The 21,732-nt window shown below is 49.9% G+C and carries 17 protein-coding genes, 4 tRNA genes and 1 pseudogene; 10 read left to right on the forward strand and 12 right to left on the reverse strand.

Translation table 11 applies throughout. From position 1 onward, the window contains the following. The first annotated feature begins 320 nt into the window (after positions 1-320). Positions 321-851 carry a YbhB/YbcL family Raf kinase inhibitor-like protein gene (locus AC6IB1_RS11345; protein ID WP_497566760.1) on the forward strand — a complete coding sequence of 177 codons (531 nt, stop codon included), beginning with the start codon at positions 321-323 and terminating at the stop codon, positions 849-851. 9 nt (positions 852-860) lie between these two features. Further along, entirely contained in the window at positions 861-1,631 is a 771-nt protein-coding gene (locus AC6IB1_RS11350) for a helix-turn-helix transcriptional regulator (RefSeq protein ID WP_497566761.1), read from the forward strand. A gap of 129 nt (positions 1,632-1,760) precedes the next feature. Here AC6IB1_RS11350 and AC6IB1_RS11355 read toward each other — a convergent pair whose 3' ends face one another. The 8 genes and pseudogenes from AC6IB1_RS11355 to AC6IB1_RS11390 all read right to left on the reverse strand — a co-directional run. Next, positions 1,761-2,693, reverse strand: a complete 933-nt coding sequence (locus AC6IB1_RS11355; protein WP_497566762.1) for a DHH family phosphoesterase — start codon at positions 2,691-2,693, stop codon at positions 1,761-1,763. Positions 2,694-2,913: 220 nt separating this feature from the next. Beyond that, positions 2,914-2,990 (reverse strand) — tRNA-Met (locus AC6IB1_RS11360). A 65-nt stretch (positions 2,991-3,055) separates the two neighbouring features. Next, positions 3,056-3,131: transfer RNA gene (locus AC6IB1_RS11365), tRNA-Gly, on the reverse strand. 31 nt (positions 3,132-3,162) lie between these two features. Further along, positions 3,163-3,239 (reverse strand) — tRNA-Met (locus AC6IB1_RS11370). A 157-nt stretch (positions 3,240-3,396) separates the two neighbouring features. Continuing rightward, positions 3,397-3,470 (reverse strand) — tRNA-Cys (locus AC6IB1_RS11375). A 157-nt stretch (positions 3,471-3,627) separates the two neighbouring features. Beyond that, entirely contained in the window at positions 3,628-4,236 is a 609-nt protein-coding gene (locus tag AC6IB1_RS11380; RefSeq protein ID WP_497566763.1) for an alpha-ketoglutarate-dependent dioxygenase AlkB family protein, read from the reverse strand. 90 nt (positions 4,237-4,326) lie between these two features. After that, a complete protein-coding gene (locus AC6IB1_RS11385) occupies positions 4,327-4,935 on the reverse strand; it encodes a 2OG-Fe(II) oxygenase (RefSeq protein ID WP_497566764.1) in 609 nt (202 codons plus the stop codon). A 113-nt stretch (positions 4,936-5,048) separates the two neighbouring features. Continuing rightward, a pseudogene (locus tag AC6IB1_RS11390) lies at positions 5,049-5,750 on the reverse strand (NAD(P)/FAD-dependent oxidoreductase); the annotation flags it as partial. A gap of 40 nt (positions 5,751-5,790) precedes the next feature. Between AC6IB1_RS11390 and AC6IB1_RS11395 the strand changes: the two are divergent. After that, positions 5,791-6,843, forward strand: a complete 1,053-nt coding sequence (locus tag AC6IB1_RS11395; RefSeq protein ID WP_497566765.1) for an ABC transporter substrate-binding protein — start codon at positions 5,791-5,793, stop codon at positions 6,841-6,843. Between the two features lie 55 nt (positions 6,844-6,898). Here the strand turns inward: AC6IB1_RS11395 and AC6IB1_RS11400 are convergent, their stop codons facing one another. Further along, positions 6,899-7,630 (reverse strand): sulfite exporter TauE/SafE family protein, encoded by a 732-nt coding sequence (locus AC6IB1_RS11400; protein WP_497566766.1) that lies wholly within the window; start codon positions 7,628-7,630, stop codon positions 6,899-6,901. Positions 7,631-7,778: 148 nt separating this feature from the next. Here AC6IB1_RS11400 and ltaE point away from each other — a divergent pair, with 148 nt between their 5' ends. The 7 genes from ltaE (at position 7,779) to AC6IB1_RS11435 (ending at position 15,654) form a co-directional block, all read left to right on the forward strand. Continuing rightward, entirely contained in the window at positions 7,779-8,789 is a 1,011-nt protein-coding gene (ltaE, locus tag AC6IB1_RS11405; RefSeq protein WP_497566767.1) for a low-specificity L-threonine aldolase, read from the forward strand. A gap of 78 nt (positions 8,790-8,867) precedes the next feature. Next, positions 8,868-9,794 carry a DUF808 domain-containing protein gene (locus AC6IB1_RS11410; RefSeq protein WP_497566768.1) on the forward strand — a complete coding sequence of 309 codons (927 nt, stop codon included), beginning with the start codon at positions 8,868-8,870 and terminating at the stop codon, positions 9,792-9,794. A gap of 85 nt (positions 9,795-9,879) precedes the next feature. Further along, a complete protein-coding gene (locus AC6IB1_RS11415; RefSeq protein WP_497566769.1) occupies positions 9,880-10,647 on the forward strand; it encodes a 3-hydroxybutyrate dehydrogenase in 768 nt (255 codons plus the stop codon). A 180-nt stretch (positions 10,648-10,827) separates the two neighbouring features. After that, positions 10,828-13,206, forward strand: a complete 2,379-nt coding sequence (locus AC6IB1_RS11420; protein WP_497566770.1) for a Lon protease family protein — start codon at positions 10,828-10,830, stop codon at positions 13,204-13,206. 115 nt (positions 13,207-13,321) lie between these two features. Further along, positions 13,322-14,011, forward strand: a complete 690-nt coding sequence (locus AC6IB1_RS11425) for a hypothetical protein (RefSeq protein WP_497566771.1) — start codon at positions 13,322-13,324, stop codon at positions 14,009-14,011. Positions 14,012-14,043: 32 nt separating this feature from the next. Further along, positions 14,044-14,784 (forward strand): SDR family NAD(P)-dependent oxidoreductase, encoded by a 741-nt coding sequence (locus AC6IB1_RS11430; protein ID WP_497566772.1) that lies wholly within the window; start codon positions 14,044-14,046, stop codon positions 14,782-14,784. A 129-nt stretch (positions 14,785-14,913) separates the two neighbouring features. Then, positions 14,914-15,654: a DNA alkylation repair protein gene (locus tag AC6IB1_RS11435; protein WP_497566773.1), complete on the forward strand. Its 741-nt coding sequence runs from the start codon at positions 14,914-14,916 to the stop codon at positions 15,652-15,654. Between the two features lie 37 nt (positions 15,655-15,691). Here AC6IB1_RS11435 and nspC read toward each other — a convergent pair whose 3' ends face one another. The 3 genes from nspC to AC6IB1_RS11450 form a co-directional block, all read right to left on the reverse strand. Continuing rightward, a complete protein-coding gene (nspC, locus tag AC6IB1_RS11440) occupies positions 15,692-16,834 on the reverse strand; it encodes a carboxynorspermidine decarboxylase (RefSeq protein ID WP_497566774.1) in 1,143 nt (380 codons plus the stop codon). A 65-nt stretch (positions 16,835-16,899) separates the two neighbouring features. Then, on the reverse strand, positions 16,900-18,144 hold the full coding sequence (locus AC6IB1_RS11445) for a carboxynorspermidine synthase (RefSeq protein WP_497566775.1): 1,245 nt from the start codon (positions 18,142-18,144) through the stop codon (positions 16,900-16,902). Between the two features lie 45 nt (positions 18,145-18,189). Next, entirely contained in the window at positions 18,190-21,093 is a 2,904-nt protein-coding gene (locus AC6IB1_RS11450) for a pyridoxal phosphate-dependent class III aminotransferase (protein ID WP_497566776.1), read from the reverse strand. Positions 21,094-21,732 lie beyond the last annotated feature (639 nt).

Below are 21,732 nucleotides of genomic sequence, written 5' to 3' on the forward strand. Positions count from 1 at the left end.
CTTTCTTTAAGATCAAGAAGATAGATGAAGAACGTTTACTATCCGGGGAGTTATTGAAGGACAGGCTGACATATCGCATCAGAACAACTAACTGATGACGGTTCCCTCAGGGAGCATTTCACACCACCACAGACAAGGCCAGGCATTTTAGTGCAGCAAGGTAGCGCGTTTGTCACCGGGCTTGGTCCAGCTCATACTCAATTATAAATCCACAAAGCTCAATTTATAAGTGTTTTAGTGTTATTATGAGCTTTTTGGTAAATTCACCCCTATTGGCGATCGATATGATGGTGCTCACTTTAAAGAAGAGGAGAACCAAAATGAAATTTACTGTTTTCATTCCATTTCTCGCTGCGGCTGCATTTAACAGCCAAGCATTGACCCTGACAAGTCACGATATTCAGGAAGGTTCACGCATGGCTGGCACCTTTGCATTTCAGGGCTTTGGTTGTACCGGTAATAATCTGTCACCACAACTCAGCTGGAAAGATGCCCCCGAAGGGACCAAAAGTTATGCGATCACCGCCTATGATCCCGATGCACCAACAGGCAGCGGTTGGTGGCACTGGGTCGCTCTGGATATTCCTGCTGCTACAACCTATGTGCCACAGGGCGCCTCCGGCAAATTAAAACAGGCGCGCGAAATGGAAAATGATTATGGTGCCATTGGATACGGCGGGGCTTGCCCACCCAAAGGACACGGTATGCACCGCTATCAATTTACAGTATGGGCAATGCCTACGGAAAAACTGGCCTTACCCGAGAATCCATCCAATGCACTGATTGGTTACATGCTAAATGCCACGGCGTTGGATAAAGCAACACTGACCGCAACCTATGTCAGCGAATAAGGAAACTCTATGACGAGAGCGTTAGTGCGTACAGGCCTGTTTCGTGGTATTGCCAAACAGCCACTGCGTAATGTGTCGGTTTACGCTCCGACAATTATCTGGGTCCGCCGCGGTTTTAAACAACTTTGGTGGCACGATCGCTCATATCAATATTCATCCCAAGATTGGCTGGTGATTCCAGCCAGTCATTCCCTTACATTCGTTAATGAACCAGCTCAAACGGATTTCTGTTCGCACACATTAACTTTCCTGGAACCACCGCCGCGTGAATGGTTAGCAGAAAGCCGACCAATGTCAGTCATCGAGGAACCAAGGTTAGCAGTGACCCCGCAACTGGCTTATTGCTTTGAGACCTTATATGACATGGCGGGAAAATCACTGTCAGAAGCCGCTCAAAGACAGTTTTTACTGGGGTTTTACGCCGAGCTACAAGCAGTAAATGCTCTGCATCTGCTATTTCCCGGCGCAGAGACTTCAATGAAGGAAAAACTTGCCCGCTATCTCAGCGCTAACCCCGGTGATACACATCACATTGAGGTCGTGGCGGCTCATTTTTCGATGAGTCCAGCAACGCTAAAGCGTAAGCTTGCAGCTGAAGACACATCATTCCGTCATATACTGACTCATACACGCATGACCTATGCGCTGTCACTGATGCAAAAATCCCGCTCCCAACTCGATGTGGCGCTGGCATGTGGTTATCAATCAGAAGCACGTTTTTCTCGCCGCTTTAAAGAAGTGTTTGGACTTTCGCCCAAAGAATATGTTCGAACCTTATAACGTTTACACCCCGGCTTTTCCTTTTTTGAACAGAGTTTGGCAACGTCACAGATCCGTAACTTCATCCACAACGGATGGAAAGGCGTCTTTCGAAAAGCTCCCTCTTTTCCCCAAAAAGCCTGAGGTAGATTAACCGTCCTGATTAATTTTGACGATAAGTTCGTCTTCTACCCGGGCAGCCATCTCATTAGGAACCTGACAGGTGCCTGCATTTTCGTGACCACCGCCGCCATATTTCAACATGAGCTCACCAATGTTAGTTTGGGAAGATTTATCAAAGATCGACTTACCGCATGCAAAGACGGTATTTTGCTTTTGGAATCCCCACAGTACATGGATAGAAATGTTGCACTGCGGATAAAGTGCGTAGATTTCAAAGCGGTTACCTGCCCATATTGTCTCTTCCCGGCGAAGATCCAGCAGCACGAGGTTCCCACATACTGACGCGCAACGCCGGATTTGCTCCTGAAATTTTTCGTGATGGCTGAAATAAAGGTCAACACGTTCTTTGATATCCGGCAGCGCCATGATTTCATCAATAGATTTATCTTTGCAGTAATCGATTAAATCCATCATGAGATCATAATTAGAGATCCGGAAGTTCTTGAAACGGCCAAGACCGGTCCGAGAGTCCATAATAAAGTTCAGCAGACACCACCCTGTGGGATACAGCACTTCGTCTTTGGTGTATTGTGCCGAATCTCCTTTATCGACCTCTTCCAGCATCTCATCCCAGTCACTTGGGAAGGTGTTTTTACCGCCAAAGTGTTTCCAAACCACACGCGCAGCGGAGGGAGCATCCGGATCGATAATGTGGTTGGTATTCAGCGCCTGATTTCGGATCATTTCAGAGGCATGATGGTCAATACACAGGTGTGCATTCGGGGTATAGGGCAAATTAGTGGTGATGTCGTATTCGGTAATTTCAATCACCCCGTCTTGCATATCTTTTGGATGCACAAACTTGATGTCATCAATCAAGTCAATGTGCTTTAACAGTACCGCACACACAAGTCCGTCGAAGTCACTTCTCGTGATAAGACGGTATAGTCTTTCTGGCATAACCATACTCCCGCAAAAGGGGTCTTCACCCCTTGATGGTTTTCTTGTCATTCAATATTTATTAAGAATAAGACGAATGCTCGATTGTGCAACTTGGAGGGAGAAACAGTATCCTGCAGGGTATTGTGAAGAACGATCTCGTAGGATGTCGATATCAGTGCAATCAAAGTGCGGATGTGAAAAACGAAAAAGCCCAGTCCGAAGACTAGGCTTTTAAAAGTGGTTGCGGGAGCCGGATTTGAACCAACGACCTTCGGGTTATGAGCCCGACGAGCTACCAGACTGCTCCATCCCGCGTCCGATTCATCGTTTAAAGTACGATGTCGACTTTTTTGTTACCGAACAAGTCGTCAACAAGTATTTGGAGCGACACACGAGGTTCGAACTCGTGACCTCAACCTTGGCAAGGTTGCGCTCTACCAGCTGAGCTAGTGTCGCACATTACCCGGCATTACCGAATAATTAAAAGTGGTTGCGGGAGCCGGATTTGAACCAACGACCTTCGGGTTATGAGCCCGACGAGCTACCAGACTGCTCCATCCCGCGTCCGATTCACCGTTTAAAGTACGGTGTCGACTTTCTTGTTACCGTTCAAAACGTTAACAAGCATTTAAAACGACACATGATGCAACCCGATGTTCTAATGCTTAGGTGTGACCTCAATCTTGATAAGGTTGTCACCAACTGCGCCAGATTCGCATCATGGAGGCGCGTCCCGGAGTCGAACCGAGGTCCACGGATTTGCAATCCGCTGCATAGCCACTCTGCCAACGCGCCTTTGTTTCCTCCACTTCAGTAAGTTACCTTACGTCGTGGTACGGTGCGCATTCTACGGATTCGCGTGATCTAGTCAACACTATTTTTGAAAAAAAAGTTCATTCGCTCAAAATCACGGCAAAGCCGACATAAATCGACCATATTTAGCCTTATTTGGTCAGGATCTCGCTGAGAATTTAATATTCCGAAAAGTAAGGTTGATTCTCGCTCCCCTTGATTTTGCAGTTTTAGGCACAGCATGTTGCCAAGAAATCTGGGTTTTACCTGCCATAATCAGCAGAGAACCGGATCCTAATTCAAATTCCCGCTTTTCTCCCGTATCTAAATGACGTAAGACAAAGCGCCGTGTTTCACCAAAACTGAGTGAAGCAATACTGGGTTCCTGACCTAACTCATCTTCATTGTCCTGATGCCATCCCATGTAATCCGCGCCGTCTCGGTAAAGATTTGCTAATACCGAGTTGTACTCAATACCGGCCACCTGTTCGCACCGGGATTTTAACGCAACAAGCGCAGGAGGCATCGGTGCAGCCTTCAACTGCAAACCAGAATAGGTATACGCATGACCAAACCATGCCTGCAAACGGGGTTGAAGGACGTCACGACCGTACATTTTGATGGGGAGCTGCTGCCAGGGCAAAGACCGGTGCAATTGCTGGAAGATAGATTCAGCTTGCGAGGGTGGGAAAAAATCAGGCGCCCAAAACAACGTCGCGCCGGGCAGGTCTATCCAACCGGTTTCCTGAAAAAGATCGCCCTGACGCACACAATCCTCCTTGATGAAAGGGAACATGATGAAACATATCGTTTTGCCCCAACACGTATCACAACGAGGCAAAACGACATTAAGGCAGGCTTAGTTAGCAGGGTCAACCCGGTTATCACGCATACCGTTGACACGGAACCAACCAGCAATACTGTAACGCTCCCGGTTGGTCGGCAGCACCTCGTGCGGAAACTCTTCCGACAGGAAAACCAGCAGTCTTCCGGCCTTTGGCCAGAGTGTAGTCAGGTGATTGTCGTTACTGTCGTAAATCACAATCTCACCACCATCTTCATCGGCCCAGTCATCATTCAGGTACATGACCGTGGTCAAACGACGGTTGGAGCGACCACCGAACGTATCAAGGTGCTTTTGATAAAAATCACCGATGTCATACCGTGCAAAGTGTGCTTCATATTCGAACAACCCTAAAAAGAAGTGGCGGTTAACATCATTCTTTATCACTTCCATTCGAGAAAGAAAGTCATCCGAGGCAGGATGTTTGCCGCGTTCCAGCCAGGAAATTTTGTCACTACGTATTTGTGTGTTGGTGTGGTGCTGCTGATGTCGTCCAATGCCAGCAGGTTTCATGTTTTCAGGAATCGCTTCGCGAAGTTGTTTGACTTCTTCTGCGCTTAGGAAGTCATCCCACACGTACCAACCCTGGGTATGAAGTGCGTCTATAAGCGTTTCTGTGTTCATTATCAGCACCTTTTTATACAAGGGGCAGTGACTCTACCCCTTGTCTGTGCGCCGCTTCAAATCACAGAATTAATGGAAAGAATTTAAAAATCTCATCGTGATTGGATGGGCAATTATCTGGCGAGCGCATCTTCGATTTTGGCTTTCCAGATCGCCAGCGCCAGTGCAGGTTTTCGTAGCACTTTCGGCGTCGGAATCCAGCCATGTTGAATGCGGGAGAACACATCAAAACGCCCCGCCTGTCCTGCCATCGCTTCTGCCACAACACGGCCAGCAATGTTGGTTAAACCAACGCCATGACCAGTGTAACCATGCGCAGTGTAGATATCGTTGCCCAAATGCGAGATTTCGGGCATGTAGCTTCGGGTAACGGCAAACAGGCCACCCCAGTGGTATTCCATTTTCACGTCTGACAGTTGTGGAAACACTTTCAGCATGCGCTGGCGAAGGCGCTCCTTGCTGTCCGGGTATTCACCGTTGAACGGATGATTCACCCCACCAAACAGGATGCGCCCATCCGCCGTCGGGCGGTAATAATCCAGACAGTTGTTCAAATCAGACATCGCCATCTTATTACTGATTGGCTGGCGATCACCAAGCGGCTCGGTCACCGCGATATACGAAGCCACAGGCAAGACTTTTGATTGCGCTTTGCTGTGCAAGCCATCAAGGTAAGCGTTGCATGCCAGTAGTATCTGCTTGGCTTTTACGCTGCCTTTTGCGGTTTTCACCGTATTGAAGTCTGCGCCTTTCTCCAGCTTGATCACCGGGCTGTTTTCATAAATTTCCGCCCCGACAGAAATCGCGGCTTGCGCCTTAAGGTAGTTTGGGTATGCCACTTAAGGATAAAAACGAATGAACCAATATCTTAAAGGGGTGAAAGCGGCAAGCATCGCACTTACCGCAACAGTTTCTTTCAACGTTTCCGCAAACAATGAAGTACTGAACATCTACAACTGGGCTGAGTACATGCCAATGGGCGTGATTCAGGCGTTTGAAAAGGAGTACGGTGTCACAGTTAACTATTCAACGTTTGAAAACAATGAATCCATGTATACCAAGCTGAAGTTGCTTGATGGTAAAGGGTATGATCTGGCGTTTGCGTCGACCTACTTTATCCAGCGAATGAGCAACGAAGGCATGCTGGCGAAAATCGATAAATCGAAGATCCCGCATGTTAAGGACATTATTCCTGGTCTAATGGGCCAGCCCTTCGATAAAAACAACAACTATTCCCTGCCCTATGTATGGGGTGTGACGGCGATCAGTTACAACGGCGATATCGTTGACGGCAGCAAGGTCACCAAATGGGCCGATCTGTGGAAGCCTGAATTCGCGGGCCATATCATGTTGCTGGACGACGTGCGTGATGTCTTCGGGATGGCACTGAAAGCCAAGGGTTACAGCATTAACACCACCAACGAAGCAGAAATCAAAGAAGCCTATGAGATGCTGAAAGCATTGCGCCCGAATGTCGTGGTATATAACTCAGACGCACCGCACGTTCCTTTCGTTACCGGCGAAGTTGGTATTGGCCAGCAGTGGAACGGGAATGCCTATCTGGCGCAGGCTGAAATGGACAACATCCAGTTTGTTTACCCGGAAGAAGGCTCTATCCTGTGGATGGACAACTTTATTATTCCCAAAGGCGCCGAAAAAGTGGATTTGGCCCATAAATTCATCGATTTCTTGTATCGCCCTGAAAACCAGGCGGCGATGGTAGAAGAACTGGGTTATCCAGCACCAAGCAAACGCGCGAAAGAAAAACTGTCAGCGGAATACACAGACAACAACGTAATTTTCCCGTCTGACCAAGAGGTTCAAGAGGTTGAAAAAGGCGAATTCACCAACGATGTGGGCGAAGCCGTCAGTATCTACAACCATTACTGGCAGTTGCTGAAGAGCTGATTCCCCAAAGAGAAACCGCGGCAATTACTGCGGTTTCGACATCTAAACGCCAGGATCAGTTGGATTTAAAGAACAGCATATGTGCCGCGCTCAATGAAATCGCACCGCGTACAATCACTTTCAGTTGATCAGCAGAAATACGGGCAAACACCTTGTAACCAATAAACATCCCCACAAACAACGCCGGTAATCCTACGGCACTCCCCTGCAAGGTTTCTGCATTCACCAGCCCCAGACTGACCAGCCCTACCAGCTTCATCATATTGAGTGTCATAAACGCCCAGACACGTGTTGCCACGTAGGCAGATTTGTCCATTTTCTGTTCAAGGAGAAACAACCCCATCAACGGGCCCGCGGCATTTGCAAGCACACCGACAAACCCGCAAAGCATACCGGCCACACTGGCGGCATACCGGTTGGTAAAAATAGGAAGTGGGCGGTAATCAAGCCAGATAGACAAGCCAAGCAAACCCAAAATCAATACGCCAAGCACCGTCATAAAGGTACTGGCATCAATACTGCCCAATACCACTGTGCCCAGCGCCACGCCAACAGCACCAAACGGGATCAGCCTGAACAGCACCGGCCAATTGATGTTCTTGCGATAAGTCAACACCGCAATAACATCGGTCAGCAAATAAAGTGGCACAATCACACCCAGTGCCTCAGGCCCAGGGAAGGCGAGCATCATCAGTGGCAGGATGATGAGACCCAGCCCGCCAATTGAAAATTTGGAAAACCCTGTCACCAGACAAGCAAGGGAGATAAAAAGCCAAGACCATTCCATGGAAACCCCTATTTTACTGTCGGCCAAACTGTACTCGAGTTATAGACGACGTAATGATTGATGATGTTTTGTTATTACTTTTTCGCCAATGAAGAGTAACCTCTTAGGTTCACCCATGCGATCATAGACGTAATCAGGACAGATAAGAATGATTGATTTCCGCTCAGACACCGTGACACAACCTGACCAGAAAATGCGCGAAGCCATGGCGACTGCCCCCGTAGGGGATGATGTCTATGGCGACGACCCAACGGTCAATGAACTGGAACAATGGGCTGCTGAGCGCCACGGATTCGACGCAGCACTATTTACCTCATCAGGCACCCAAGCAAACTTGCTGGGTATTCTGGCACATTGCGACCGTGGTGACGAATATTTGTGCGGCCAACAGGCACATAACTATAAATACGAAGCTGGCGGCGCAGCGGTACTGGGGTCAGTCCAGCCACAGCCCATTGAAAACAATAAAGACGGCACACTGTGCTTTGAAAAACTGACGGCCGCCGTCAAACCTGATGATGTACATTTTGCCCGAACCAAGCTACTCAGCCTGGAAAATACCATTGGCGGAAAAGTGCTGCCACTGGCGTATCTGGCCAAGGCCCGCGAGTTTGTGGATACCCACCAATTGAAACTCCACCTTGATGGTGCTCGGGTCTATAACGCCGCTGTCGCACTGGACGTCGACATCAAAGAAATCAGCCAACACTTTGATTCGATGACTATCTGCCTGTCGAAAGGTCTGGGCGCGCCCGTCGGTTCCCTGCTATTGGGCGATGCTGACTACATCCAGCGTGCGCGGCGCCTGCGTAAAATGGTGGGTGGCGGTATGCGGCAGGCCGGTATTCTGGCAGCGGCAGGCTTGATTGCCCTCACTGAAAATGTAGAACGTCTCAAAGATGATCACGACAACGCACGCTATCTGTCTGAAAATCTCGGAACAGTCCCAGGGTTCAACACCTTTATCTATCCGGTTCAAACCAACATTGTTTATGCCGATGTCGCACCACACATTAATATCCATGCCATCGCAACCGCGTTGAAAGAACAAGGCATTTTGGTGTCACCCTCGCACAAAGCCATGCGGTTCGTGACCCACAAAGATGTGACAAAGTCAGATATCGACACACTGTTAACGGCTATCGATGGGTTGCTATAAAGCACGCATTACCGGGGATCAGGGGCGGTTATCCGCCTCTGTTTATTGCTTTTGTTTATTATTGGGAGAACAGTAACCATGGCTGGCGCAAGTTTATTAACCCTGCTTGACGATATTGCGACTATTCTCGATGACGTATCCGTGATGAGCAAAATCGCCGCAAAGAAAACCGCCGGCGTGCTCGGTGATGATTTGGCGTTAAATGCCGAAAAGGTCACCGGGGTAAACGCAGACCGCGAACTGCCTGTGGTGTGGTCAGTCGCAAAAGGTTCCTTTATTAATAAGCTGATACTGGTACCTGGTGCGCTGGCCATCAGTGCAGTGGCCCCCTGGCTGATTACGCCACTCCTGATGCTCGGCGGTCTGTTTCTTTGCTACGAAGGGGCAGAGAAAGTGCTGCACACCTTCTTCCATAAAAAAGACGGCCAGCCTGCTGAAAAGCCCGATGAGGACTTCAATGCCGTCACACTGGACGCCGCCGAATATGAGGCGCAAAAAATCAAAGGCGCTATCCGGACCGATTTTATTCTCTCTGCTGAAATCATCGTCATCACCCTTGGCGTGGTCTCTGAAAGCAGTTTCCTGACCCAGGTGTTTACCCTGTTTGGCATCGCCTTCCTGATGACCATCGGCGTATATGGTCTGGTGGCGGTCATCGTCAAGATTGATGATGCCGGTCTGTACCTGAGCCAGAAAGCAGGCCGTGTTAAACAAGCCATTGGCCGGGGGTTACTCTCTTTTGCGCCATACCTGATGAAAGGGCTCTCCATTGTTGGCACTATCGCCATGTTTTTGGTCGGCGGCGGTATACTCACCCACGGGGTGCATGTGTTATCGGAACTCATCACCGATGCCGTTCAGGAAACAGCCCTAATCCCCAGCATTGGCGCGGTGATCTCCGCACTGGTTCCCACGCTGCTCAATGGACTGATTGGCTTGATTGCAGGCCTCGTCCTCGTTAGCTTTATGGACTTATTCAACAAACTCAGGCCTGCTAAGCCCTAAGCTGGATTTACGCACGAAGACAAATTGCCACAACCTTGTCTACGCTTAACGCTGGGAATACAACCAACGAACAAGGAAAGCGTAAATGTCGGCAAAACATGTATTTGTGACAGGTGGAGCAAGTGGGATTGGGTTTGGCATGGCGAAGGGCTTCGCCCAGTCGGGGTATAAGGTCACGCTTTCCGACATCAACAGCGAAGCGTTGGAAAATGCCGTTAATACCCTCAAAAACCAGTTTGATGTTGACATAAAAGGGCTCGAACTGGATGTCACCGATTCGGGGCAACTGGCCTCTGCCCCCTCCCGTGTTGATGCCCCTGTCGACATATTGATAAACAATGCCGGCATCCAGTTTGTCTCTGCGCTTGAACAGTTTCCCGAAGACAAATGGCGCCTGATCATTGATATCTTGCTGTGCGGCCCCGCCATGTTAACCAAAGCGTTTCTGCCCACTATGTACGCGCGTAACTTTGGACGTATTATCAATGTCGGCTCCATCCACAGTCTGGTCGCCTCGCCGTATAAATCGGCCTATGTCTCTGCCAAACATGGTCTGCTGGGTTTTGCGAAAACCATTGCGCTGGAAAGTGCTGGGCATGATATCACCATCAACACCCTTTGCCCTTCCTATGTCAAAACCCCTTTGGTAGAAAACCAAATCAGGGCCCAGGCCGAGAACCACGGTATTTCTGAACAAGAGGTGATCAACACCATCATGCTCAAACCAATGCCGAAAAAAGCCTTTATCGCTCTCAGTGAGCTTGCGGAAACGGCGCTTTTCCTTGCTTCTCCTGCGGCGAAGAACATCACAGCCCAAGCAATTGCTATTGACGGTGGCTGGACAGCACACTGAATCCCTGTAAACAAAAACCCCGGCATATTGTTTATTTTTTGCGCACTTGTTCACTACACTCCCATAAATAAAGTGCGCCAGCCCACATTGCCAACATCTCCCCGATTCTTTATCTCAAAATCAGTAAGTTATCAGCGCTACACTAGGATCTATTGAGCCATACAGTGTAAGGAGAGCGTAATGCCACATTTGCCTTTAACCAGTGACAAGCTCTATCGCACTTCACAACTGAGCAAACTTAACGTTTCCTCTACCAAACACCTTGAGCCACTTGATGAAATCGTCGGTCAGGATCGTGCCCGTCAGGCCGTTGAGTTTGCCATGTCTATCAAGGAAAAGGGGTACAATATCTATGCCGTCGGCCAGAATGGTCTTGGCAAGCGCACCATGGTCATGCGCTACCTCAACCGTCACTGGCAGTATACCCACCCTGTTTTCGACTGGTGTTATGTTGCCAATTTCCAGGACTCCCGTGTTCCCAAGGTGCTGCAACTCCCCGCTGGTACTGGCCTTAAACTGAAAAAAGACATCGAAAAGCTGATGGGACGTCTCGGTAAATCGCTGCAACTCGCTTTCGACAATGAAATGTACTATTCCCGTGCAGATGCATTGAAAAACCGTCTGGCCGAAATGCAGGAGGGGGCGCTGGCACAATTGAGCCAGGAAGCCAAACAGCAAAGTGTCAGTCTGTCGATTACCACGTCCGGCGACTACCAATTTATTGCCCTGAACGGTGAAGAGCCCCATACCGAAGATACGTTCGATGCACTCTCCACCAGAGAGCAGCAGCAATTCGATGCCGCGATACGCGATCTGGAAATCCAGTTACGTGGGCTGGTCCGTAAGCTGACAGAATGGGAAGAAACCTATGCCGAGAAACAGCAGAAACTGGACGAGGAAATTGCCAACGAGGCCATTTCCCACCATATGGATAAGCTGGTAAATGCCTATTCTGATCTGCCCCAAGTGAAGAAATACCTCAAAGAAATGCAGGCCGATATTCTCGAAAATCTTGATATCTTCCTGCAAGAAAGCGAAGAACAGGCTGCCCTCGCCTATGCCGCACTCGACAAAAAGCTGCCCCGGCGTTATCAGGTCAATGTATTAGTCAGCCAGGACAAAAATGTGCCGCCCGTGGTGGTGGAAGACAGCCCGACCTACCACAACATTTTCGGCTATGTGGAAAATGCCACCTATAAAGGCACGGTTTTTACCGATTTCTCATTGATCCGCCCCGGCAGTATCCACCGTGCAAATGGCGGGGTGTTGTTGATTGACGCAGTGAAAGTGCTGGAGCGTCCCTACGTGTGGGATGGCCTGAAACGTGCGCTCAGCTCCCGCAAAGCAAGCCTCAGCTCACTGGAGCGCGAGGTCACACTCAGTGGCACAATCTCACTTGAGCCGGAGCCTATTCCTCTGGATGTCAAAATCATCCTGTTTGGTGACTATCAAACCTATAAGCTGTTGCAACACTATGACGCTGAATTCAGTGAACTATTCCGCGTTACTGCAGACTTTGAAGATGACATGCCACGCAACGATGACAGCGAGATGAAGTACGCTAAATTTATCTCCAGTATCTGTCATGACAACAACCTGCTGCACTGCGATCCGGGTGCGATTGGCCGCATCATTGAACACAGCAGCCGTCAGGCAGGCGATCAGGACAAGTTGTCCCTGCACTCGGCAGACATAGCCAACCTGCTGCGTGAATCCAACTATCAGGCCAAAGTCAGTAACGCCAATATCATAAGGGCTTCTCACGTAGAAAAAGCACTGGCAAGCCGTGATATGCGGGTCAGCCGCCTTCGAGACCATGTCATGGAAGGCTTTACTACTGGCACGACCTTGATTGACACCAAAGGCAAAGCCGTGGGTCAGGTCAACGCGCTTTCAGTGCTGGCCACCAATGATTTCAGTTTTGGTGCGCCAAACCGAATTACAGCAACCACGGCGTTTGGCGACGGTGACGTGCTGGATATTGAGCGCAGCGTTGAGCTCGGCGGCAGTATTCACTCCAAAGGGGTGATGATACTGACCGCATATCTTTCTTCGCTGCTGGGCAAACAGGCCAAAATTCCGCTGACAACCAGAATTACCTTTGAACAGTCCTATGGCGGCGTGGACGGCGACAGCGCGTCTATGGCTGAATTCTGCGCCATTATTTCCGCCATTTCCGGTGTGTCGCTGCGTCAGGATTTAGCGATTACCGGATCCATGAACCAGTTTGGTCAGGCGCAGCCCATTGGCGGTGTGAACGAGAAAATTGAAGGCTTTTTCGATGTCTGCACCATCAAGGGGCCAAAATCGAGTCAGGGAGTGATTATCCCCCGTGCCAATGTGCATAACCTGATGTTGCGAAAAGATGTCATCCATGCGGTGGAAAAAGGCAAGTTCCACATTTATGCGATTGACCACGTGAACGAAGCGGTTGAGCTCTTTACCGGGCTGGTAGCTGGTAAGCCTGACAGCAAAGGGCGGTTTAAATCTGACACTGTGCTACACAAAGCGGCAACGAAACTGGATGCACTGCGCAAGAAAAGTGTTAAACCTGAATAAGTTAAACCAGCGGTTTTTCGTAGTATCTCTTCTCACTTTTTAACTTAAAGTCACGCATTTATCACCAAAGACAGTAAGGTGTTAATTATATTGAATTGGCTGATGGAGGATTGTCATGCGCCAAGAACAATTCCCTATCCCTGAACACCCGGAACTTACCTTCAAAGGGGTGTCGTTTTCGTCCATCAAACAACAGGCACCGAGCTATGTCTCTACAGCAAAATGGTATGCACGTCTGCTTATCTCCGGTGCATTTATGCTGTTTGCGACCATTACAACCCTTTCCTGTTATTACTTTGGCTTAACCGACGACATTTTCTTTATCGCCACACTGGCGGCCACGCTGCTGATCTATCTGATCACCATGCCCATGCTGACCAAGTCCTATGTCACCTCAGAGCGGGTAATGAAGAAAATGAAACGGAAAAAGCACCGGTTTTATCTTCGGGCGCTGGCCAATACTCCCCTGGACACCAGGTTGGAGGTCGCCAACGGGATCTGGGATGCGCTGCGCAGCGAACCATGGTCGTTATGCATCAGCTATGCCCATACCGCAGACCGAACCCGGACAGTCTATTGTTGCCAGCAAATCGGTAAAATTGCGTCCGAATTGACCCATTCCGCGCCAGATGTTTTTTGCGATGCTATGCTTAAAACAATGAATAATCAAAGAGGTAGCGTACGGTATTTCTTTGACATTCTGATCATGCTTGGCGAGCAACAATTCAATGACGAGCACGAAGAGCAACGTCATGTCCGCACAACACAACGCATCATGGTGGACGACATCTTCAAGCACCGCTAACCAGGCAACACCCACGCAGAACCGGAGCACACATGAAAATAGTTCTCGTCACCGGCGGCAGCAGTGGTATTGGCCTTGAGGTCGTACTTTCTTTCCATCAGGCAGGCTACAAAGTGATCACCTGCTCCCGAAACGAAGATAAATGGAATCAGGCGCTGGCAAGGTTTCCGCAACTCTCGGCGGTCGATTACCTCCCGCTGGATTTGAAAGACGTACATCAGGTGGATCGTTTTTTCGGATACATCCGAGAAAATTACGGCCATTTGGATATCGCCGTTAACAATGCCTCTCCCTTGCTAGAATCACGTGGTGACTACGCTGGCCTGCCCATCGACGCGCTTTACAGCACCATGATCAGCGATTATTGGGTGCCTGCCCTTTGCCTTCGCTACGAACTGCCACTCATGCAAGAAGGAGCGTCGATTATTAATGTCAGTTCAGTGAATGGTATTCGCCCCACCCCGAATGCCGCCATGTATTCAGGCACCAAACACGGATTGGAGGGCCTCACCCGCTCAGTGGCTATTGAGGCCATCCGCAGAGGCATTCGCGTTAACGGTGTCGCGCCGGGCGTCACTTGGACACCCCGTTGGGAACAAAAGCAAACAGAAATGGGCGCTTCACTGCGCCAGACTGTGGAAAGCCAGGTACCCTGTCAACGGTTTGCTGAAGCTCAAGAGATCGCCGACGCAATCTTCTGGCTAAGCTCTGACAAGGCAAAATATATTGTCGGCCACACGCTGGTGATTGATGGTGGGTTGAGCCTGACGTAATGTTATCAGCCCCATCCCCGTGATGCCCTGGCTGTATATTGTCCTGAGTTCTTGGCGAAAGTGGATGGCGTAGAATGCATCAGTAGACTCTAAAAAACCATCGTTATTCTGTGTCTGGTAGGGTAATACATGGAACACGCACAACAAATCATTGGCGAAGCGAAACAGCTGGGTGACGATAATATTGCTGGACACTCAGCCCGCTTTTTTAAAACTGGCCCTGGGGAGTATGGCGAAGGGGATAAGTTTCTCGGTATTCGTGTACCCGTTGTAAGAGAGTTGGCCAAAAAGTACAAAACGACATCGCTAAAAACTGTTTCCATCTTATTGGAAAGTGAGTGGCATGAAGTTCGGTTGCTAGCGCTGGTGATCTTGTCAGAGCAATTTAAAAAAGCAGATGCCGAGTTCCAAAAAGTGATCTTTGACTTCTACCTTTCCCGGACCAGGTTAGTGAACAACTGGGATTTGGTAGACAGCTCTGCGCATCACATCGTTGGGGGGTATCTTCGCGATAAAGACCGCTCGATTCTCTATACGTTGGCTGAATCAAACAACCTTTGGGAGCGGCGTATCGCCATGATGGCAACCTTCACGTTTATTCGGCACAACCAGTTTGAGGACACATTGAAATTGGCTGAACAACTGCTGCATGATAAAGAGGATTTAATTCATAAAGTGTGTGGCTGGATGCTGCGGGAAATAGGCAAGCGTAGCCCCACGCAGTTAAAGGCATTCTTAGACCAACACGTTAAAGACATGCCGCGTACTATGTTGCGTTATGCCATAGAAAAAATGACGCCAGAAGAAAGGCAACACTACCTGACCGGCATCAGACCCCCTAACCAGACCACAGTGGATAAGGGAGCCTGAGCTCTCTCACCTATCACTTCGCTGGCCATTTATTACTTTACTGACCATTGCTTACAGACCATAGAGACAACGAGCGTTTGAAATCCTGATAATCAAATTCATTCAGCAGCTGGACCTCACCGTTGCGCCGGCGACAATACACAGACGGCATTCGCAGACCGTTAAACCAGTTCAGCTTCACCATGGTGTAACCAGCACTGTCCATAATGTGCAGGCACTGACCAACTTTAAGCGGCTCATCAAAGCTCGCCACACAGAACTGGTCGCCAGCCAGGCAAGAACAACTGCCAATGACGTATATGTGTTCACCGGTATCACTCGCTTCAGCAATTGAGGCCGGTTCGTTGTAGATCAGGGTATCCAGACGATGGGCTTCAGTAGCACTGTCTACAATCGCTGTTTTTACCTCGTTTTCGACAATGTCCACCACCGTCACGACCAAATCCGTTGTCTTGGTAATGATGGCTTCCCCCGGTTCCAGATACAGTTGCACACCATGGCGCTCACCGAAGGCTTTCAGGGCTGATGCCAGTTTTTCAATGTCATAGCCCGGCCAGGTAAAAAACACCCCGCCCCCCAGGCTTACCCACTCCAGTTGATTGAGGTAGCTGCCAAATTTTTCAGAGATTGCATCCAGCAGGCAGATAAAGGCATCGACATCTTTGTTCTCACAATTCATGTGGAACATGGCGCCATTGAGCGTCGCAAAGATCTCGGGATCAATCTGGTCGAAATGCACACCCAGACGGGAAAACCGACGTGCCGGATTCGCCAGATCCTGCCCGGCGTAGCTGACGCCCGGATTCAGGCGCAAGCCAATCGATGCTTTCCCTTCTACAAGATGGCGATAGGCAGTGAGCTGGGATTGGCTGTTAAAGATCATTTTGTCGCAGATATCAGCAACGTCGCGCACATCATCTTCGCTGTAGCCGACACTGTAAGCATGGGTTTCACCGCCAAAGGTTTCGTAGCCCAGTTTTACTTCAAAAGGGCCACTGCTGGTGGTGCCATCAAGGTAGGGTTTGATGATGTCGAACACGCCCCAGGTTGAAAAGCATTTCAGTGCCAGCACCAGTTTCACGCCGGACAATTCTTTAAGGCGCTTCGCTTTCTCGAGGTTTTCAATCAGCTTATCTTCTTCAATCAGAAAATAAGGGGTTTTTAATTCTGTTGGATTCATGGTTTTTCTCTACAGAAAAGCCTGCACAACAGGCACTGTTATGCAGGCCTTCATTAAGGCTGTGCTTATTTGAGGATATTGATAACCGGCTCGCCGGGTTCCAGCTCTTCAATGCTCCAATCCAGACCGATTGAAGGCATCAGCGCCAGGAACGGAGCTGGATCAAGCTGCTCCATGTTAAACACGCCCTTACCATTCCACTCACCCTTAAAGTAAAGCAGAGCCGCGGTGATCGCTGGCACTCCGGTGGTGTAAGCAATCGCCTGGTGCTCCACGTCTTTGTAGGCCACCTCGTGATCTGCATTGTTGTATACGAACACGCTGCGCTGTTTGCCATCTTTCTTGCCCTGAACCCAGGTACCGATGCAGGTCTTGCCGGTGTAACCCGGCGCCAGAGAGGTTGGGTCAGGCAGCAGCGCTTTCAACACTTTCAGCGGCTCAACCACGGTGCCGTCTTGCAGTGTGATTGGATCTGGGCTTAGCAGGCCAATATCGCGCATGCAGTTGAAATAGTTCAGGTAGCGATCACCAAAGCCCATCCAGAATTCGATGCGTTTTGCCGGGATAAACTCTTTCAGCGAACGCACTTCATCGTGCGCCATGGAATACACCTTGTGGCTGCCGACCAGCGGGAAGTCAAACTCCATCATGCGGGTATGACAACCGACTTGCTTCCACTCGCCATTTTCCCAGTAGAAAGAATCACCCTGGATTTCCAGCATGTTGGTTTCAGGGTCAAAATTCGTGGCAAACTTCTTGCCATGATCACCGGCATTCACATCCATCACGTCGATAGTGTCAATTTCATCAAACAGGTGCTTATAGGCGTACGCTGCGAAAACACTCACCACACCGGGGTCAAAGCCTGCCCCCAGAATACCGGTGATACCCGCTTCCTCGAACTTGTTGCGATACGCCCATTGCCAGTCATAGGCTTGTGGCACCTGTTGCCCTTCAGAACACAGATCCACCGCCACTGACGTATCCAGATACGACGTCCTGGTTTGGTAGCAGGCTTCCATAATGGCCATGTTGACCCAAGGAGGTCCGGCATTAATAACTAAATCTGGCTTCACATCGTTGATCACTGCCACCAGCGCTTCCACATCATCGGCATCGACCGCACGGGCTTCCAGTTTGTAGCGGGTATCTTTCTGGTTATTGCGGCCTTTGATAGATGCAATGATCGCCTCACACTTGCTGACAGTGCGCGATGCAATGGTGTAATCCCCGAATACATCGTTGTTTTGCGCGGCTTTATGCGCAATCACCCAGCCAACACCACCTGCACCAATTTGTAAAACTGCCATGTTAAATTCCTTTATAAAATTCGGGTTCCAACGCCCAATCAACCATTAAAGAGAAGCCTGTTTGGCAATATCGCTTCCCAGCCCTTCAAGTGCTGTAAGTAGTTGCTCAAAATCTGTCAGAGACAGGCAGGGGTTGAGCAGTGTCAGTTTGAGTGCAACCTTGCCATCGACAATGGTTTCGCCGACAACAGCACGGCCTTGCACCAACGCATCCAGACGGATTTGCTTATTGAGCGCGTCCAGATCCAGCGTGGTATCAACGCCGGTGTAACGGAACAACACGGTGGACAGGCAAGGTACCGCCAGCAATTCAAAATCGGGACGATGATTGATCATATCTGCCACTTGCTGTGTCTGGTTCAGCAGGTGGTCAACCATCGCGCCCAGCGCCTGCGGGCCAACATTTTGCAGCGTCATCCACACTTTCAGTGCATCGAAACGGCGTGTCGTGGCGATGGATTTGTCCACTAGGTTTGGCAGAACATCCTCTTCGCGGTTCAGGTAGTCGGCATGATGACGGATAACGTCGAAGTACGTTTTATGTTTCAGCAACAAAGCACCGCAGCTGATGGGCTGGAAGAACATTTTGTGGAAATCGACAGTCACAGAATCTGCGCGCTCAATCCCTTCTAGACGGGCATGATGACGGCTGAGTGCCAATGCCCCGCCATAAGCGGCATCGACATGCATCCAAAGACCATGTTTCCCAGCTAGATCGGCAACATCATCCAGATCATCAATCGAGCCGTTGTCTGTGGTGCCCGCTGTACCGGCAATCACAAACGGGATCAGGCCTTCTGCTTTCAACGATGCAATGGCTTCTTCCGCAGATTCAGTGCTGATGGTGCCGTCGCTGTAGGTGTCGACACACACCACCGCATTTTCGCCAAGCCCTAATAGGGAAGCCGATTTTTGCATGGTGAAATGGGCGTTCTTCGAACAGATCACACGAAGCTTGTCGGCATACTGCGGCAAACCGTCTTTCTGTACGTCGTGTCCGCTGGTTTGGCGGATGATGTGGTCGCGGGCCATCAGCAGGCCCATCAGATTGCTTTGTGTGCCACCACTGGTGAAAACACCGTCGGCGTTGTCATCAAAACCAAAGCGCTTGCAAAGCCAGTCTGTCACTTCCTGTTCTACAAATGTCGCAGAACTTGCCTGATCCCAGGAATCCATTGACTGGTTCAATGCCGTGATAAAGGCTTCTGCCGCAACGGCGGGCAACATAGGGGGCGTATGCAGGTGTGCAATACAGTGCGGGTGCTGGACAATGATTGAGTTTTTACCAATCAGCGCCGTTGTTTCATCGATCACCTCGCTCAGTGGCTGTGGGTTCTCACCCAACTGAGCGTGACGGATTTGCGATTGCAACATCATGGGTTCCAGACCGCTATAAGGCGAATCAGCGCTCTCAAACAGTTTCTTCAACGCCTGTGTGCTCTGGTTCATTGCAGATTCGAAACCATCGGCACCATGCTTGCCAACGTGAATGAAGTGATTGCGCCAGCTTTGCTGGATGCTGTCCATTGGCTGAGAAACCTGTTTGGGTTCAACCAGGGATTCAATGGCGTCTTTCAGTGCGTTCAGCGCAAAATCGATTTGTTCGAAGGTAATAATGATGGGTGGCAGAAAACGAAGCACCGAGCCATCACGTCCGCCTTTCTCGATGATCAAACCGCGTTCAAGCGCTGCACGCTGGATAGCCACCGTCAGTTCAGGGGCAGATTGCGGCTCGCCAAATTTGTTCTTAATGCCCTTGGGATCGCAAATTTCTATGCCCAGCATCAGGCCTTTTCCGCGCACTTCCGCAATACAGGTGGTGTTATCTGCAATTTTCTCCAAGCCCCGGCGCAGGTAGTCCCCGGTGATTTGGGCTTGCTGGGCAAGGTTGTCGCGACGGATGATTTCCATCGCTTTTGCCCCAGAGACCATCGCGAGCTGGTTGCCACGGAATGTACCTGTGTGCTCGCCCGGCAGCCAGGTGTCAATAGACTTATCAAACACCAGCAGTGACATCGGCAGACCGCCGCCAACCGCTTTGGAAAGGCAAAGAATATCTGGCGTGACACCCGCCTCTTCAAACGCGAAATGGGATCCGGTTTTGCCGATACCACACTGGATTTCATCAAAGATCAGCAAAATGCCGTTTTCTTCGGTAATGCGGCGAAGCTCCTTGAGCCAAAACGCCGGTGCGGGAATCACGCCCCCCTCACCCTGCACGGGCTCAACGATAATGGCAGCAGGCTTCTGCACACCACTTTCATCATCGGCCAGCATACGTTCGATGTAGCGAAGTCCCTGACGCGCGCCCTGCTCACCATGAAGGCCGTATGGGCAGCGCAGATCGTAAGGGAAAGGCAGGAAGTGAACATCTGCCATCAAACCCTGCCGGCGCGCTTTTGTGCCGAGGTTACCCATCAATGCCATCGTGCCATTGGTCATGCCGTGATACGCACCATGGAAAGCGGCAATTGTGTTGCGCCCCGTGGTTTGCTTGGCGAGTTTAATGGCCGCTTCAACCGCATCAGCGCCTGACGGGCCACAAAACTGGACTTTGGCATTTTCTGCAAAATCTTGCGGCAGAAACGCCATCAACTCACGGATGAAGGCATCTTTGGCAGGTGTGGTGATATCCAGGGTTTGGTAAGGAATACCGGCATGAAGCTGTTCAATCAATGCCTGATTGATTTCAGGGTGGTTGTACCCCAGCGCCAGGGTGCCTGCACCTGCCAGACAATCCAGATATACCTGGCCTCGACTGTCTTCGACCAGAGCACCATGAGCTTTGGCGATGGCAACTGGCAACCGACGGGGATAAGAACGGACCTCTGATTCGTAATGCTCCTGACTGAGTAGCAATTCATCAGGCGTCAGATCATGAAGGCCTTGCATCACAGGTACTGGGCTGGTTTTCAACACATCCTGTGTTTCAGTGGGAAAGTTAATCATTGTTTTTGATCTTCCATGTTTACCCACCATTCTCTGCAAATTTGTGTGTAGTGTCCCCTGCAACAATACGATGCAATCAATGGGCTCACTCGGCAGTTAAATGGCGTGCACACCCCCGAGAGTGTCGGGAATTACCCGTCAAGCCGCGTCATGCGAGATTGACGGAAACCTGAGTGTGTTCGAGCACGCAAAACAAAGGCGACAAAGCGTCACGATCATGTCGTGGGGTATCGCGCCCTAAACATATGGAATGCGTCTCTTTTAACCGGAAGGATCAAGGCTCAGTAATAATACTGCAGTCTGGTAAGACGAAGCTGAAGTGGTGGTAATATTTAATCACAGTTGGGTTCCTCAATATGCCCCAGCTTCGGTGAAGCCAGACAGCACTATTAATGCCCTTCTATCAGGGAACCATTCCCTGATACCTACGTTGCGGCAACAACTTCTTCAACATTGCGCCGCGTGTGTCCCGAAAAGCTCTTTGTTCGAGATTGTCGCGCAAGGTAACATGGCCGCTTTTTTGAACTCAAGTGTTTTTTTCAAATTAGCAAAGATTCGATAACCCCTATAACATTTATTACCCACATAACTCACCTGCTCTCGGCTAAGCAACCCAACCGACACGGGGACGATAGCTTG

Source organism: Grimontia sp. THUN1695 (assembly GCF_059704325.2).